This is a genomic window from Enterocloster aldenensis (assembly GCF_003434055.1).
Taxonomy (GTDB): domain Bacteria; phylum Bacillota; class Clostridia; order Lachnospirales; family Lachnospiraceae; genus Enterocloster; species Enterocloster aldenensis.
Genome location: NZ_QVEX01000001.1, coordinates 155,757 through 170,529, shown reverse-complemented (window position 1 = coordinate 170,529; position 14,773 = coordinate 155,757). Strand labels below are relative to the sequence as shown.

Genomic DNA, 14,773 nt, shown 5'->3' with positions numbered 1-14,773 from the left:
CAATGATTGCAACGGTTACTTTAAATGCCGCCATAGATAAACGGTATGTGATAGAAAAACTTCAGCCAGGCGAGGTGCTGCGCTTGGAGGAATGCTCCTATAGCGCGGGAGGGAAAGGCATTAATGTGTCAAGGGTGGCAAGACTCTCAGGAGAGGAGGTTTTTGCCATGGGTTTCATCGGAGGCTGTTCTGGCGGATATATTATAGAAGAACTTAAAAAGTTGGATATTGAATGTGATTTTACGCAAGCAGAGGGAGAGACGCGGTCCTGTATCAATCTATTTGAAAAAGCATCAAAAAGGCAGACAGAGTTTTTGGAGCCGGGCGTAACGGTTATGTCTGATCAGAAGAAACTATTTTTAGAAACATATAAAAAGGGAATTGCGGCCTGTCCGGTGGTAGTTATTTCTGGTAGCGCCCCGAAAGGAATTGAACCGGAATTTTATAGGAAGTTGATACGGATTGCCAAAAATATGGGAAAAAAAGTGATTTTGGATACCAGCGGGAATCTGCTTAAGGAAGGAATTTGTGAAAAACCTTATCTTGTAAAACCAAACCGGAAAGAGCTGGAAGACCTGATGGGAAAAAAATTTTCTGATAATCGGAAATTACTGAAAGCCGCAATGAAAATCAAAGACCAGGGAGTAGAAATTGTCGTTGTTTCATTGGGAAGGTACGGGGCGGTTGCGGTGACTTCCGAAGGCGTTTACACTGGGATTGCGCCGGATATTCCAGTAGTGAATACGGTAGGATGCGGGGACAGCATGGTAGCGGCTTTTGCTGCCGGATGCGCCCATGCATTGCCAGTACGGGAAATGCTGCGGTATGGGCTGGCATTTGCAGCGGCCAATGCAGTAAATGAAAAAACAGGATTTTTTTTACATGAAGATTATCTCAATCTGCTGGAACGGGTAGAGGTAAGAGGGCCGGAAAAGCCTATTGACTTAATCTGAACCTATTGAATGGCTATATGTTGTTTTGCGGATTACGCTTTTGCTGTCCACGGGAAATAAATACTTCCCCTATTAAGGTTTTTATACTATAATAGAATAGTTGATGAAAATTATGATTTACAGGAGAGATACATATGGAAAGAAAAGTAGGTACAGTTTCAAGGGGAATCCGCTGCCCAATCATAAGAGAGGGCGACAATCTGGCAGATATTGTGGTGAACAGTGTTCTGGAAGCAGGAGAGAGCGAGGGCTTTGAAATCCGTGACAGGGACGTCATCTCCGTAACGGAATCCGTGGTTGCAAGGGCCCAGGGAAATTATGCCCCGATTCAGGCCATATCTGAGGACGTCAGGGCAAAGCTGGGAGGAGGGACCATCGGTGTCATTTTCCCAATCCTGTCCAGAAACCGTTTCTCCATCTGCTTAAAGGGAATTGCAGGGGGTGCAAAAAAGGTTGTCCTTATGCTCAGCTATCCCACGGACGAGGTGGGCAACTCATTGGTATCCCTGGACCAGGTAGATGAGGCCGGAATCAATCCATACAGCGACGTGCTTACCCTGGAGCGTTACAGGGAACTCTTTGGTGAGAACAAACATGAATTCACCGGAGTGGACTATGTGGATTATTACTGCCAGATCATCAGGGATGCGGGTGCGGAGGCGGAAGTTATTTTTGCCAATAATCCAAAGGAAATCCTTAACCATACCAGCCATGTCCTGACCTGCGACATACATTCCCGCGCAAGGACCAAGCGTATCCTTAAGGCGGCCGGCGCAGAGGTAGTGTGCGGAATGGACGATATCCTGAACGCGCCGGTCAATGGAAGCGGATGCAATGAGAAGTACGGACTTCTTGGCTCCAACAAGTCTACTGAGGACAGCATCAAGCTTTTCCCAAGGGAATGCATGGACCTGGTCCTGGATATCCAGAAACAGATGCTTGACAGGACAGGAAAGCATGTTGAGGTCATGGTATATGGCGACGGTGCATTCAAAGATCCGGTAGGAAAGATTTGGGAACTGGCCGATCCATGTGTTGCCGTTGCCAATACAGAAGGGCTGGAGGGAACTCCCAATGAAGTTAAGTTAAAATACCTGGCTGACAATGACTTTAGGGATTTGTCGGGCGAAGCATTGAAGAACGCCATTTCACAGAGAATCAAAGAGAAGAAGTCTAATCTGGTTGGAGACATGTCCTCCCAGGGAACCACCCCAAGACGCCTCACAGACCTCATAGGTTCGCTCTGCGACCTTACCAGCGGCTCCGGGGACAAGGGGACTCCTATCATTCTGGTACAGGGGTATTTTGATAACTATACCAATTAGAAGCGAAGTAAACAGCAGTCCGGACTGTTACGTATGGGCAGCTTCAGCAATCCTGCACCTGCAGGGTTGGTGGAGCTGTTTCGGTGTAAAGCATAAACATAATTATGGCAGAAAACAGGGAAAAACTCCCCCTCCTTTTCTGCAAAATATAGAAACGAGGATATCATGGGTAAAAAGAAGTTTGGAATCATGGGAAATGGCTATCTGGCCGGAATCATAGTAGACAGTTATCTGAGCGGTATTTTAGATGAATACCAGCTGGTGGGAGTGATGGGGCGCACCCCGGATAAGACAGCTGCCCTGGCTGAAAGAGGCGGGTGTAAGGCGTGCGGCACGGTTGAGGAACTGCTGGCCCTGAAACCTGATATCGTGGCTGAGGCCGCATCCGTACAATGTATAAAGGACAACGCAGAAACGGTACTGTCCTCAGGTGCGGACCTGATCGTGCTTTCTATCGGCGCATTTGCAGATAAGGCGCTGTATGATAAGATAAAAGAGACAGCCACGGAGCATGATACAAAAGTACATATTGCTTCCGGGGCAGTGGGCGGGTTTGATGTACTGCGCACCGTATCCCTGATGGGGCAGGCCAAGTCCGGCATCTGCACCAGGAAGGGACCGGCCTCCCTTAAGAATACCCCCCTGTATGATGACTGCCTGATGACGGAGGAGGAAGAAAGGCAGGTTTTCTCAGGCAATGCCAAAGAGGCAATCTCCATACTGCCCACCAAGGTGAATGTTGCGGTGGCCGCGTCCCTGGCAACCATCGGACCCGAGGACACCAGCGTGAACATTTTCAGCGTGCCCGGAATGATAGGGGATGACCATAAGATAACCGCGGAGATAGACGGGGTAAAGGCGGTTGTGGACATCTACTCCAGCACCAGCGCCATTGCGGGATGGAGTGTGGTGGCGGTGCTTAAGAACCTTGTGTCGCCCATTGTATTCTGACCATCCGCAGGTTTTGCTTTCAGGAAAATAAATAAGAACAGGAGAAGGAATCCATATGTTTAAGAAAATCGTTGCCATTGAGCCGGTGAACCTGGTTTTGGAGGCGGAAGAAGAACTGCGCCGGTATGCGGGAGAAGTTAAGATCTATGAAGACATACCTGGAGATGACCAGGAAATCATCCGCAGGATTGGGGACGCGGACAGTGTCCTTGTGAGCTACACGTCCAGGATCAGCGCCCATGTGATTGAGAGCTGTCCGTCCATCCGCTATATCGGCATGTGCTGCAGCCTTTACTCTGAGGAGAGCGCCAATGTGGATATTGCATGCGCCAGGTCCCGGGGCATCACTGTCCTGGGAATCCGGGATTACGGGGACCGGGGGGTGGTGGAATATGCAATCAGCGAGCTGGTTCGTTTCCTCCACGGCTTTGACCGTCCCATGTTCCGGGAAATGCCCATTGAAATCACGGATTTAAAGGTGGGAATCATCGGTATGGGCGTTTCCGGAGGAATGATTGCGGACGCCATGAATTTCATGGGCGCCGACCTATCCTACTACAGCCGTACCAGGAAAACGGACCGGGAAGCCCAGGGCATGATATACCGCCCCTTAAATGAACTGCTGGAATACAGCGAGGTGGTATTCGCATGCCTGAACAAGAATGCCATCCTGCTTCATGAGGAGGAGTTTGGACACCTTGGCACAGGCAAGATCCTTTTCAACACATCCATAGGGCCTGCATTTGACGTCCCGGCCCTTAAGGCATGGCTGGACCGGGAAGGCAATTACTTTGTCTGCGACACACAGGGCGCTTTGGGGGATCCGTCAGGAGAACTCATTCAGCATCCCCATGTGTTCTGTGCCCGCGTATCAGCAGGAAGGACAAGGCAGGCCTTTGAACTTCTGAGCAGCAAGGTGCTGGACAACATCCGCACTTATCTGGCTGGATAGCTGACCGGAACACCCGGCAGGGCCATGACACCTTTGCACAGCCGGATACATCCGATTAAAACGGCCCTTTTGACGTATCACAGTTCTCCAGGTTATCACATATCTTTTCCAGACTGGAGCAGAACTGTTCCATCTCTTCTTCGGACAGGCCTTTCCATATCTGCCTGTCCGCAAATTCCAGGATCTGATGGACCTTTTCAGCTTCATCCACACCTGCCTCTGTGAGGCATATGTGGAAGGAGCGGCGGCAGCCGGGATCCCGTTCCCGGACCAGATACCCGGATTCCTCCAGCCGGTCCAGGGAGCGTGACATGGTGGTCACATCCATATGGCAGATATCTGCCAGCTCCTTTTGGGTCACGTGGTCCCTGGCCAGAAGGGAATCCAGGATCCGGGCATGGCCCTGGCCAAAGGTAAGGCCGATGGAATGAAAGAGAGGCTGGAGAAGGCGCCCCCGCGCTTTCTCCGCCCTTATAAGCAGGTGGCGTACCTTGTAACGTTTAATCATAGTGCAGACTTCCTTTCCGTAATGGTTCATTCCAATTCAAACTGTCCGGTATAAAGCTGATAATACCGTCCCTTCTGTTCCAGCAGTTCATCGTGGTTCCCACGCTCAATGATTTCCCCTTTTTCCAATACCATAATGGCCTTGGAGTTGCGCACCGTGGACAGACGGTGGGCAATGACGAACACGGTGCGGCCGTCCATCAGGGCGTCCATTCCTTTTTCGATGAGTTTTTCCGTCCTTGTGTCAATGGAGCTGGTAGCCTCATCCAGGATCAGCACAGGAGGCCGGGAGATGGCTGCCCTTGCAATGGCCAGAAGCTGCCGCTGGCCCTGGGACAGGTTGGAACCGTCACTGTGAAGCACTGTGTCATACCCCTGGGGAAGGCGGCGGATGAAGGAGTGGGCGTTGGCAACCTTGGCCGCATTCACCACATCCCCATCCGTTGCATCCAGGCGCCCGTACCGTATATTGTCGGCAATGGTCCCGGTGAAAAGATGGGTATCCTGTATGACCATGGACAGGGAACGGCGCAGGTCATCCTTTTTAATGTCCCTGATGTCAATGCCGTCATAGGTGATGCTGCCGCTGTTTATTTCATAAAAACGGTTGACCAGATTGATGATGGTGGTCTTGCCTGCCCCGGTGGAACCCACAAAAGCGATTTTCTGTCCTGGTTTGGCATAGAGGCTGATGCCGTTCAGGATGGTCTTTTCAGGCGTATAGCCGAACACCACCTGGTTGAAACGCACATCGCCCTTAAGGGGAACCAGGCGGAATGCCTGGCCGCTGTTGTCCGCGTCCGTAAAGACCGTTACCCCGGCAGGGACTTTCCAGGCAAAATCCTGGGTGAATCCGGCGCACTCCTTCATTTCCCCGTTCCCATCCACAGCCACGTTGCAGAGCGTCACGCTGCCTTCATCCGATTCCTGGCCTTCATTCATCATATCGAAAATACGTTCCGCGCCGGAAAGGGCTGCCAGCAGGAAATTAATCTGCTGTGTGAACTGGTTCATGGGCATGGCGCTCTGGCGCACATAGACAAGATAGGAAGCAAGGGTCCCAAGGTCCGTAAGCCCTGCCAGTGCAAAAAGTCCGCCCACGCATGCCGACAGGGCGTAATTAATATAGGACAGGGACACGATGGTGGGGACCGTCATGCCGGAGTAGGTGAGGGCTTTGGTGGCGGCTGCGCGGAAGGCTTCGTTGCGGCGGCAGAATTCCTCATAATCCTGGGCTTCGTGGTTAAATACCTTTTCCACCTTCTGCCCGGCAACCATTTCCTCCACAAATCCGTTGATGCTGCCAAGGTATTTCTGCTGCTGGACAAAATATTTCTTGCTCCGCCTGCCGTTAAAGCGGATGAACAGTATCATAAGGGCCAGGAAGACCATGACGATCAGCGACAGCTTTAAACTCAGTATAAGGAGCATGGCCAGGGTTCCGGTAATGGTGATGAAGCTCTGTATCATCATGGCAAAGCTGCTGTTAAGCGCCTCGCTGATGGTATCCACATCATTGGTAAACCGGCTCATCAGTTCCCCGTGGGTGTGGGCGTCAAAGTAGGTGAGGGGAAGGCGCTGGGTGTGGACAAACAGGTCGGAACGTATTTCGCTAACCACCTGCTGGGAAATGTGGACCATCATCTGGTTGTACGCATAACAGGACAGGGCCCCGCACAGGTACAGGATTCCCATGAGTATGAGCATTTTCACAAGTCCCGGTATATCGCCCGGAATGATATAGTTGTTGATCACGGGCTTTAAAAGGTAGGTCCCCAGGATGCTTGCCGAAGCGCTGACCGTGACCAGGAGCGCAATCATCAGCATATACCATTTATGCCGTCCAAGGTAGCTTAACATCTGCATCAATGTGCGTCTGGTGTTTTTCGGTCTGTTATAATTCGCTATTCTTGCCATTACAGATTCGCCCCTTCCTGTTGGGAATAATAAATTTCCTGATAGATCCTGTTATTTGCCAAAAGCGTTTCGTGGCTGCCGGAGGCATTGATTTTCCCATCCTCCAGGATGATGATCTGGTCCGCGTGGAGTACGGAGGAAATGCGCTGGGCAATGATGATTTTGGTGGTCCCCGGCATGTACTGCGCCAGACCTTCCCGTATCCTGGCCTCTGTGGCCGTGTCCACCGCGCTGGTGGAGTCATCCAGGATTATTACCTTTGGTGATTTGAGGATGGCCCTGGCAATGCACAGCCGCTGCTTCTGGCCGCCGGATACATTGACGCCGCCCTGGCCAAGCTCCGTGTCATAACCCCGCTCCAGCCGGTCAATGAATTCATCCACACATGCGATATGGCATGCTGTTTCAATCTCCTCATCCGTGGCATCCTCCTTGCCCCAGCGGAGGTTATCCTTTACGGTGCCGGAGAACAGAGTGTTTTTCTGCAGCACCATTGCAATGGAATCCCTCAGGTGTTTTAACGGATATTCCTGGACCGGATGGCCGTCAATATAGACCGTGCCTTCGGTTGCTTCATAAAGCCTGGGAATCAGCTGGACCAGGGTGCTCTTAGCAGCCCCGGTCTGCCCGATGATTCCCACGGTCTGCCCCGGCTTAATATGGAAGGAGATATCTGACAGCACATATTCGGCCGCCTCCTTGTTGTATTTGAAGTACACATGTTCAAACCGTATATCACCCTGCTCCACATTCAGGTCAAGGGCCATGTCCTCCTTGATATCTATTTCCTCGTCCATGACCTCTGAGATTCGCTTCCAGGAAGCCAGGGCCCTGGTGGTCATGAGGAACACATTGGAAAACATCATCAGGGAATTAAGGACCTGAAGCACGTAACTGAGGAAACCGGTCAGCTCGCCCACCTTGACGCCGCCCACGGTCACCAGCCTGCCGCCGAACCACAGGATGCAGAGGATGGTGGAATACATGACAAACTGCATGGCGGGCATATTGAGGGCTGCCAGACGGAACGCGTGCTCAGCCGTGTCCCTCAGGTTCGTATTGACCTGGTCGAATTTCTGTATTTCATAATCCCCACGGACATAGGACTTCACTACACGGATGGCGGTCAGGTTTTCCTGGATGATCCGGTTGACCAGATCGATGGCGCCCTGCATCACGCCGTAGAGGGGCCGCACATGGCTGATGATCAGGAACAGCAGGATGCCCAGCACCGGGGCAGCCACAAAGAACACCAGGGCCAGCTTCGGATTAATATAGAAGGAAGCCACCATGGCTGTCAGCATCATCACCGGGGAACGGAACCCCGGCCGCATGCCCGTTGAAAGGGAGTTCTGTATGGTGGTCACATCGCTGGTAAGCCTTGTGACAAGGGATGAACTCCTGAAATGGTCTGTGTTTGCAAAGGAAAACTGCTGCAGCTTTGCAAATTCCGCCTTGCGGATCTCAGCGCCCACGCCTTGGCCGCACCGGGCCGAGAACATGGCGGAACCCTGTCCAAGCACCAGGGATATCAGGGCAAAAAGCACCATCTGCAGCCCCTTCATCAGAATATAGCGCCGGTCGCCGTTTGCAACCCCCACGTCCACGATGGACGCCATCACAAGGGGGATGACAAGTTCAAACACAGTCTCCAGCTCGATGCACAGGACTGCCAGACAGGCCTCCTTTTTGTAAGGCCGCAGATACTTTAGAAAATCCTTCATTCCGGATTCCTCCTTGTTGCATTTAATATTTATGAAAGTCAATTGCACAAGCAATAGTTGCACATGCAATTATTGTATGCTCATGTGTTGAAAATGTCAACGCGGTTGTGATATACTTCTTATAATTATTGTTTCAGCTACGGATAAGATGGACCGGAAACATGGTCCTGATACACTCAGACATTGATTTGGACAAGAGGAGAAGCATATGAGGAAAATTTATTCCGTCCCCCTGCTGTTTGCAGCAGCCATGGTATTCACCATGGGAGCGCCGGTTTCAACAATGGCCTACGGCCCGGGAAGCAGCGGGTACTACAGGGGCGGCCCTGGAGTGAACTATGATTACGGCACGGGTTCCCCTGGCAGCTATGGTTATGGATGGGGCCCCGGAGGATATGATTACGGTGCCGGGCCATCCGGGGTCATGGATTACGGCGGACCGTCGGGCACCCAGGGCAATGCCCAGGTCACCTCGGACAACGTGGTTAGGGCATATCCGGGTTTTAACACCAATGTGCCGGACACGTCCAGCTATGAATTTAACCCGGATTACTGGTGGGACTGGGATGACGACGACTGGGATGACTGGGACGATGATGACGATTGGTGGTATTACAGCGGAGGCCCCGGCGTCCAGTACGGACAGGGCTGGCGTTACAGCCCTAACGGCTGGTGGTTCCAGCTCTATGGCGGCAGCTGGCTGTCCAATGGCTGGCAGCTTATACACAGCCGCTGGTACCGCTTTGACCAGAACGGCTACATGGTCACGGGCTGGTTTACGGACGGCGACGGAAACCGTTACTATCTGAATCCTGTGGATGACGGCACCCTTGGCATGATGCGTACGGGCTGGCAGGTCATTGACGGCAGGTCCTATTATTTCAACACACAGTCAGACGGCACCATGGGACGGCTGTTTGTGAATGCCACCACGCCTGACGGTTATCAGGTGGGGGCGGACGGGGCGCTGATCCAGTAGGCCGCGGCAGGATTTCAATAAAACAGAGGACCGTCCTCCTGCGGCAAGCAGGGGCGCGGTCCTCTGTCCTTATCGTATGGTATCTTTTGTTAAGACCAGAACTAACTCATCCTCTTTCGTAATATCCTTCATTGGTAAAATGAAAATCCTGCAAGGGTCCGTCCCATCCGGTGTGTGTGTGATGGAGTTGTAATGCAATCTGGAAATTTCTTATGCCTGCCTGCCCGCAGTGCGGCGGGGGCGGCTGATTTTATATGTGCCGGAATCCCCGGCCCCTTACAGTTGTTTCTCATCCGTTCATAATGTTAATGCAGGATCATGGTTTTTTATTGCAAAAAAAAATTGCCGCTTATTGCCAGTGGTTTTAATATATGATAATATAAAGGTTGTTTTATGGAAAAGAGGATAAAATCATGATACAGTATCTCATTGTATGCCCGCTTGTGTTTGTGGCCGGACTGGTTGATTCCATTGCCGGCGGAGGCGGGCTCATTGCCTTGCCTGCATATCTCATTGCAGGGGTGCCCGCCCATATGGCCCTTGGAACCAACAAAATGAGTTCTGCCATGGGGACCGTCGTGTCCACGGCCCGGTTTGCCAGGAACGGCTATCTCCGGGGGAAAATGCTCATGGCCGCATGTTCGGCCGCCGCAGCGCTCATCGGTTCGGCCCTTGGAGCCCATCTGGCCCTGATGGTGTCGGAGGAAATCATCAAGCACATGATGATAGTGGTGCTGCCCATTGTGGCGTTCTATGTTTTAAGGAATAAGGACATGGGGGAAAATGAAAAGACAGGCACCATCCCACAAGTAAAGGTTTTTGCGATCTGCATTGCAGCCGCATTTTTTATAGGAGGTTATGACGGATTTTACGGACCGGGAACAGGGACCTTCCTGATCCTCATCCTTACAGGGGCGGCCAGGCTGGATACCAGAAGCGCGTCTGCCCAGACAAAGGTGATTAACCTGTCGTCCAACATAGCGGCCCTTGTAACCTTCATTGCAACTGGAAATGTTTTTTATCCGCTGGGCCTCACGGCAGGGGTCTGCTCCATTGCAGGCCATTATATCGGGGCCGGCATGGTTGCACATAACGGAAAAAAGGTGGTGCGTCCGGTTGTCCTTCTGGTACTGGCCGTGCTGTTTGTCAAGATTATCAGCGGAAAATAAAAGGAGTATGGATTATGAAATGGAAAAAATTTACATTAACCACCACCACGGAAGCGGTGGACCTGGTCAGCAGCATGTTCGATGATATTGGGATTGAGGGGATTGAGATAGAAGACAATGTTCCCCTGACCGACAAGGAGACAAAGGGGATGTTCATCGATATCCTCCCGGAGCTTCCGCCTGACGAGGGGATTGCCAAGGTCAGCTTTTACCTGGACGACGACGCGGATGCGGAGGAAATCCTTAAGAAGGTGGAAGAGGGACTGGATGAGCTGAGCCTGTTCACCAATCTGGGCGCCAGGACCATCACTTCGGGCGAAACAGAGGATAAGGACTGGATTAACAACTGGAAACAGTACTTTAAGCCGTTTACCGTGGACCATATCCTGATTAAACCCACCTGGGAGACCATACCGGAGGAGCACAAGGACAAGCTGCTGGTGCAGATCGATCCCGGCACTGCCTTTGGAACCGGCATGCATGAGACAACGCAGCTGTGTATCCGCCAGCTGGAGAAGCGGGTGGATCAGGACACCCTGGTGCTGGATGTGGGAACCGGCAGCGGAATCCTGGGAATCACGGCCTTAAAACTGGGGGCCAAGGAAGTCTGGGGCACGGATCTGGATGAGAATGCCATCACTGCAGTGGGAGAGAACCTGGAAGCCAACAGCATTTCCACGGACCGGTTCCATGTGATACAGGGCAACATCATTGACAATCAATCCGTAAAGGACTGGGCCGGTTATGACAAGTATGATATAGTGGTGGCCAACATCCTGGCAGATGTAATCATCCTGCTGGTCAACGAGATTCCGGCCCATCTGAAGCAGGGCGGCTATTTCATCACCTCAGGCATCATCAATATGAAGGAAGAGGCGGTTAAGGCTGCGTTTGCAGAATGTGAGGAACTGGAACTTGTTGAAGTGACGTATCAGGGCGAATGGGTTTCTGTCACGGCAAGGAAACGCTGATGAAACACTTTAGTACTGCCTTGCACAAGGCAGTGCCAGGTAGGGGTATTGGAGGTAAGCCATGCATCACTTTTTTGTGGACCCGGCCCAGGTCATGGGTGATTTCATACGTATTACGGGTCCTGATGTGAACCATATGAAAAATGCCCTGCGCATGAAACAGGGAGAAGAGGTGTTGGTCAGTGACGGTACGGGAACGGATTATCACTGCTGCCTGTCATCCCTTAACAGCGATTGTGTGGAAGCGCGGATCGTGTCCGCGGACCGGGACGGAAGGGAACTGCCTTCCAGGATCTGGCTCTTCCAGGGGCTGCCCAAATCTGATAAGATGGAGTTGATCATCCAGAAGGCAGTGGAACTGGGGGCGGCGGGCATTGTGCCGGTGTCCACAAAAAATGCGGTTGTGAAGCTGGATGCAAAGAAAGAGGAGGCCAAGCGCAAACGGTGGCAGGCCATTGCGGAGAGCGCGGCCAAACAGTCAGGGCGCAGCCTGATGCCCCGGGTCATGGGACTGATGACATTGGGACAGGCCTTTGATTATATAGAGAAGGAACAGTTTGCCCTGCGGCTGATCCCATATGAGCACGAAGCCGGGATGGAAGGCAGCAGGCAGGAGCTTTCCCGCGTGGCGCCGGGGCAGGATATTGCGGTATTCATTGGCCCGGAAGGCGGGTTTGACGAGTCGGAGATCAATCTTGCCCTAAAAAAGGGCGTGCGCCCGGTAAGCCTTGGAAAGCGGATACTGCGCACAGAGACAGCAGGACTTGCCATGCTGTCCGTGCTTATGATGCGGCTGGAAGGCGGGCTGTAGGCAAGGAAGGCCCCCGGCGGCGCTGGAAGGCAGGCCCCAGGCAGGGAAGACCCCTTACGGCGTTGGAAGGCGAGACCCAGGAAAGGAAGGCCCCGCAGGAAGAAGGAAAATAGGAGACAGACCATGGAAGTATATTTTGATAATTCCGCCACGACCCGTGTGCTTGACAGTGTCAGGGACGTGGTGGTAAAGGTAATGACAGAGGACTACGGCAACCCTTCTGCCAAGCATAGGAAAGGCATGGAGGCGGAGCAGTATGTGCGCCAGGCCGCATCCCGGATAGCAAAGACCCTGAAGGTCAAGGATAAGGAAATCCTTTTTACCTCCGGCGGCACGGAATCCAACAACATGGCCCTGATAGGGACGGCCATGGCCAATCAGAGGGCCGGTAAGCATATAATCAGCACCAGGATTGAACACGCCTCGGTGTATAATCCGCTGGCATTCCTGGAACAGCAGGGCTTTGAGGTGACCTATCTGTCCGTGGACAGCCAGGGACACATTTCCTTAGAGGAGCTGGAAGCATCCATACGGCCGGATACCATCCTGGTTTCCGTCATGTATGTGAACAATGAAGTGGGAGCCATAGAACCCATAGAAGAGATTGCGTCCCTGGTCCACGGCAGGAATCCGGCCATCCTCCTTCATGTGGATGCCATCCAGGCATACGGCAAGCTGGTAATCCATCCCAAGAAACAGGGGATTGACCTGTTAAGCGTCAGCGCCCACAAGTTCCACGGGCCAAAGGGCGTGGGCTTCCTGTTCATTGACGGGCGGGTGAAGATACATCCCCTGCTCTACGGCGGAGGACAGCAAAAGGACCTGCGCTCCGGCACGGAAAATGTCCCGGGTATTGCCGGAATGGGCGCTGCAGCCCAGGAAATGTACACGGACCACCAGGAAAAGGTGGACTATATCACCGGCCTTAAGGATTATATGATAGACAGGATGGGACAGCTGGAGGGGGTGACGGTCAACAGCTTAAAAGGCGGTCAGGGCGCGCCCCAGATTGTCAGCGCAGGATTTGCAGGCGTCAGGAGCGAGGTGCTGCTGCACGCCCTGGAGGAAAAGGGGATTTATGTGTCCTCGGGGTCTGCCTGTTCATCCAACCACCCTGCAATCAGCGGCACGTTAAAGGCCATCGGGGTAAAAAAGGAACTTCTGGATTCCACCCTCAGGTTCAGCTTCGGGCTGTTTAACACAAAAGAGGAAATTGATTATTGTATGGAGGCGCTGGAAGGACTTCTTCCCGTACTCAGGAAATATCACAGAGGATGAATGACACCGCAACAATAATAGAAAGAGGTAAAACATGCAGTACCAGTCATTTTTAATTAAATACGCGGAAATCGGCACCAAGGGAAAGAACCGTTATATGTTCGAGGATGCCCTGATAAAACAGATACGGTATGCGCTCCGGGACGTGGACGGCCATTTTGAGGTCACAAAGGAGTCAGGCCGCATCTATGTGAAGGCGGAAGGGAAATACGATTACGAGGATACCGTGGAAGCCCTTGGGCGCGTGTTCGGAATCGCGGATATCTGCCCCATGGTGCAGATTGATGACAAGGATTATGAAAACCTGAAAAATCATGTGAAGGAATACATGGACCAGGTTTACCCTGACAAGAACATTACCTTTAAGGTAGATGCCAGGAGAGGGGACAAGCAGTATCCTGTGACCTCGGATCAGATCAACAGGGATCTGGGCGAGGCAATCCTTGATGCATTCCCCCAGATGAAAGTGGATGTCCATCATCCGGATGTGCTGCTGCGGGTGGAAGTGCGCCAGAAAATCAACCTGTTCTCCCAGATGATCCCGGGGCCGGGCGGCATGCCCATTGGAACCAACGGCAAGGCCATGCTGCTGCTTTCCGGCGGGATTGACAGCCCGGTGGCAGGGTACATGATTGCCAAGAGAGGCGTGAAAATAGACGCCGTATATTTCCATGCGCCGCCTTATACAAGCGAGAGGGCAAAGCAGAAGGTGGTGGACCTGGCCAATCTGGTTGCGCGCTACGCTGGCCCAATCATGCTCCACGTGGTGAATTTCACGGATATCCAGCTTTATATCTACGATAAATGCCCCCATGAGGAGCTGACCATCATCATGCGCCGTTATATGATGCGCATTGCCCAGACCATTGCTGAACAGAACGGGGCCATCGCCCTGATTACGGGCGAAAGCATCGGCCAGGTGGCCTCCCAGACGCTTCAGTCCCTGGCAGCCACCAACGAGGTGTGCACCATGCCTGTATTCCGTCCGGTGATTGGATTTGATAAGCAGGAGATTGTGGATGTGTCCGAGAAAATCGGGACCTATGAAACATCCATCCAGCCCTTTGAGGACTGCTGCACCATCTTTGTGGCAAAGCACCCTGTGACAAAGCCCAACATCAATGTGATCCATAGCTCGGAACGCCATCTGGAAGAAAAGATTGACCAGCTGGTGGAGACGGCGCTGGATACAACGGAGCAGATCCTCTGCCAGGGTTAATAGACCGGTCAGGAACA

At 52.5% G+C, this 14,773-nt stretch carries 13 protein-coding genes; 10 read left to right on the top strand and 3 right to left on the bottom strand.

Going from position 1 to position 14,773, the window contains the following annotated elements; translation table 11 throughout:
* Positions 1–2 precede the first annotated feature (2 nt).
* The 4 genes from pfkB (at position 3) to DWX59_RS00695 (ending at position 4,181) form a co-directional block, all read left to right on the top strand.
* Positions 3–953 carry a 1-phosphofructokinase gene (pfkB, locus tag DWX59_RS00710; protein WP_117555389.1) on the top strand — a complete coding sequence of 317 codons (951 nt, stop codon included), beginning with the start codon at positions 3–5 and terminating at the stop codon, positions 951–953.
* 134 nt (positions 954–1,087) lie between these two features.
* Positions 1,088–2,278 carry a coenzyme F420-0:L-glutamate ligase gene (locus DWX59_RS00705; RefSeq protein ID WP_117555388.1) on the top strand — a complete coding sequence of 397 codons (1,191 nt, stop codon included), beginning with the start codon at positions 1,088–1,090 and terminating at the stop codon, positions 2,276–2,278.
* Between the two features lie 165 nt (positions 2,279–2,443).
* The gene (locus tag DWX59_RS00700; protein ID WP_117555387.1) at positions 2,444–3,229 is read left to right on the top strand and encodes an aspartate dehydrogenase domain-containing protein; all 786 of its coding nucleotides are present in this window, start codon (positions 2,444–2,446) and stop codon (positions 3,227–3,229) included.
* Between the two features lie 55 nt (positions 3,230–3,284).
* On the top strand, positions 3,285–4,181 hold the full coding sequence (locus tag DWX59_RS00695) for a D-isomer specific 2-hydroxyacid dehydrogenase family protein (RefSeq protein ID WP_117555386.1): 897 nt from the start codon (positions 3,285–3,287) through the stop codon (positions 4,179–4,181).
* Between the two features lie 55 nt (positions 4,182–4,236).
* Here the strand turns inward: DWX59_RS00695 and DWX59_RS00690 are convergent, their stop codons facing one another.
* From DWX59_RS00690 to DWX59_RS00680, 3 genes are read right to left on the bottom strand one after another with little or no spacing between them, the layout of a single operon-like run.
* On the bottom strand, positions 4,237–4,689 hold the full coding sequence (locus tag DWX59_RS00690; protein WP_117555385.1) for a MarR family winged helix-turn-helix transcriptional regulator: 453 nt from the start codon (positions 4,687–4,689) through the stop codon (positions 4,237–4,239).
* A gap of 26 nt (positions 4,690–4,715) precedes the next feature.
* Positions 4,716–6,605 (bottom strand): ABC transporter ATP-binding protein, encoded by a 1,890-nt coding sequence (locus DWX59_RS00685; protein WP_117555384.1) that lies wholly within the window; start codon positions 6,603–6,605, stop codon positions 4,716–4,718.
* Positions 6,605–8,329: an ABC transporter ATP-binding protein gene (locus tag DWX59_RS00680; RefSeq protein WP_117555383.1), complete on the bottom strand. Its 1,725-nt coding sequence runs from the start codon at positions 8,327–8,329 to the stop codon at positions 6,605–6,607. Before DWX59_RS00680 ends, DWX59_RS00685 begins: the two co-directional genes overlap by 1 nt.
* 208 nt (positions 8,330–8,537) lie before the next feature.
* On the opposite strand from DWX59_RS00680, the gene DWX59_RS00675 reads away from it, so the two are divergent.
* The 6 genes from DWX59_RS00675 to thiI all read left to right on the top strand — a co-directional run bounded on the left by DWX59_RS00675 (position 8,538) and on the right by thiI (position 14,756).
* Positions 8,538–9,308 (top strand): hypothetical protein, encoded by a 771-nt coding sequence (locus DWX59_RS00675; protein ID WP_117555382.1) that lies wholly within the window; start codon positions 8,538–8,540, stop codon positions 9,306–9,308.
* A 413-nt stretch (positions 9,309–9,721) separates the two neighbouring features.
* A complete protein-coding gene (locus DWX59_RS00670; protein ID WP_117555381.1) occupies positions 9,722–10,477 on the top strand; it encodes a sulfite exporter TauE/SafE family protein in 756 nt (251 codons plus the stop codon).
* A gap of 14 nt (positions 10,478–10,491) precedes the next feature.
* Positions 10,492–11,448 (top strand): 50S ribosomal protein L11 methyltransferase, encoded by a 957-nt coding sequence (gene prmA, locus DWX59_RS00665; protein ID WP_117555380.1) that lies wholly within the window; start codon positions 10,492–10,494, stop codon positions 11,446–11,448.
* A 61-nt stretch (positions 11,449–11,509) separates the two neighbouring features.
* Positions 11,510–12,259: a 16S rRNA (uracil(1498)-N(3))-methyltransferase gene (locus tag DWX59_RS00660; RefSeq protein WP_117555379.1), complete on the top strand. Its 750-nt coding sequence runs from the start codon at positions 11,510–11,512 to the stop codon at positions 12,257–12,259.
* A 123-nt stretch (positions 12,260–12,382) separates the two neighbouring features.
* Positions 12,383–13,537 (top strand): cysteine desulfurase family protein, encoded by a 1,155-nt coding sequence (locus DWX59_RS00655; RefSeq protein WP_117555378.1) that lies wholly within the window; start codon positions 12,383–12,385, stop codon positions 13,535–13,537.
* 34 nt (positions 13,538–13,571) lie between these two features.
* Positions 13,572–14,756 carry a tRNA uracil 4-sulfurtransferase ThiI gene (thiI, locus tag DWX59_RS00650; protein ID WP_117555377.1) on the top strand — a complete coding sequence of 395 codons (1,185 nt, stop codon included), beginning with the start codon at positions 13,572–13,574 and terminating at the stop codon, positions 14,754–14,756.
* Positions 14,757–14,773: the final 17 nt, after the last annotated feature.

Bases quoted from the DNA above. Each gene is read 5' to 3' on its own strand.
- pfkB (WP_117555389.1), top strand. From the start codon at position 3: ATGATTGCAACGGTTACTTTAAATGCCGCCATAGATAAACGGTATGTG.
- DWX59_RS00705 (WP_117555388.1), top strand. From the start codon at position 1,088: ATGGAAAGAAAAGTAGGTACAGTTTCAAGGGGAATCCGCTGCCCAATC.
- DWX59_RS00700 (WP_117555387.1), top strand. From the start codon at position 2,444: ATGGGTAAAAAGAAGTTTGGAATCATGGGAAATGGCTATCTGGCCGGA.
- DWX59_RS00695 (WP_117555386.1), top strand. From the start codon at position 3,285: ATGTTTAAGAAAATCGTTGCCATTGAGCCGGTGAACCTGGTTTTGGAG.
- DWX59_RS00690 (WP_117555385.1), bottom strand. From the start codon at position 4,689: ATGATTAAACGTTACAAGGTACGCCACCTGCTTATAAGGGCGGAGAAA.
- DWX59_RS00685 (WP_117555384.1), bottom strand. From the start codon at position 6,605: ATGGCAAGAATAGCGAATTATAACAGACCGAAAAACACCAGACGCACA.
- DWX59_RS00680 (WP_117555383.1), bottom strand. From the start codon at position 8,329: ATGAAGGATTTTCTAAAGTATCTGCGGCCTTACAAAAAGGAGGCCTGT.
- DWX59_RS00675 (WP_117555382.1), top strand. From the start codon at position 8,538: ATGAGGAAAATTTATTCCGTCCCCCTGCTGTTTGCAGCAGCCATGGTA.
- DWX59_RS00670 (WP_117555381.1), top strand. From the start codon at position 9,722: ATGATACAGTATCTCATTGTATGCCCGCTTGTGTTTGTGGCCGGACTG.
- prmA (WP_117555380.1), top strand. From the start codon at position 10,492: ATGAAATGGAAAAAATTTACATTAACCACCACCACGGAAGCGGTGGAC.
- DWX59_RS00660 (WP_117555379.1), top strand. From the start codon at position 11,510: ATGCATCACTTTTTTGTGGACCCGGCCCAGGTCATGGGTGATTTCATA.
- DWX59_RS00655 (WP_117555378.1), top strand. From the start codon at position 12,383: ATGGAAGTATATTTTGATAATTCCGCCACGACCCGTGTGCTTGACAGT.
- thiI (WP_117555377.1), top strand. From the start codon at position 13,572: ATGCAGTACCAGTCATTTTTAATTAAATACGCGGAAATCGGCACCAAG.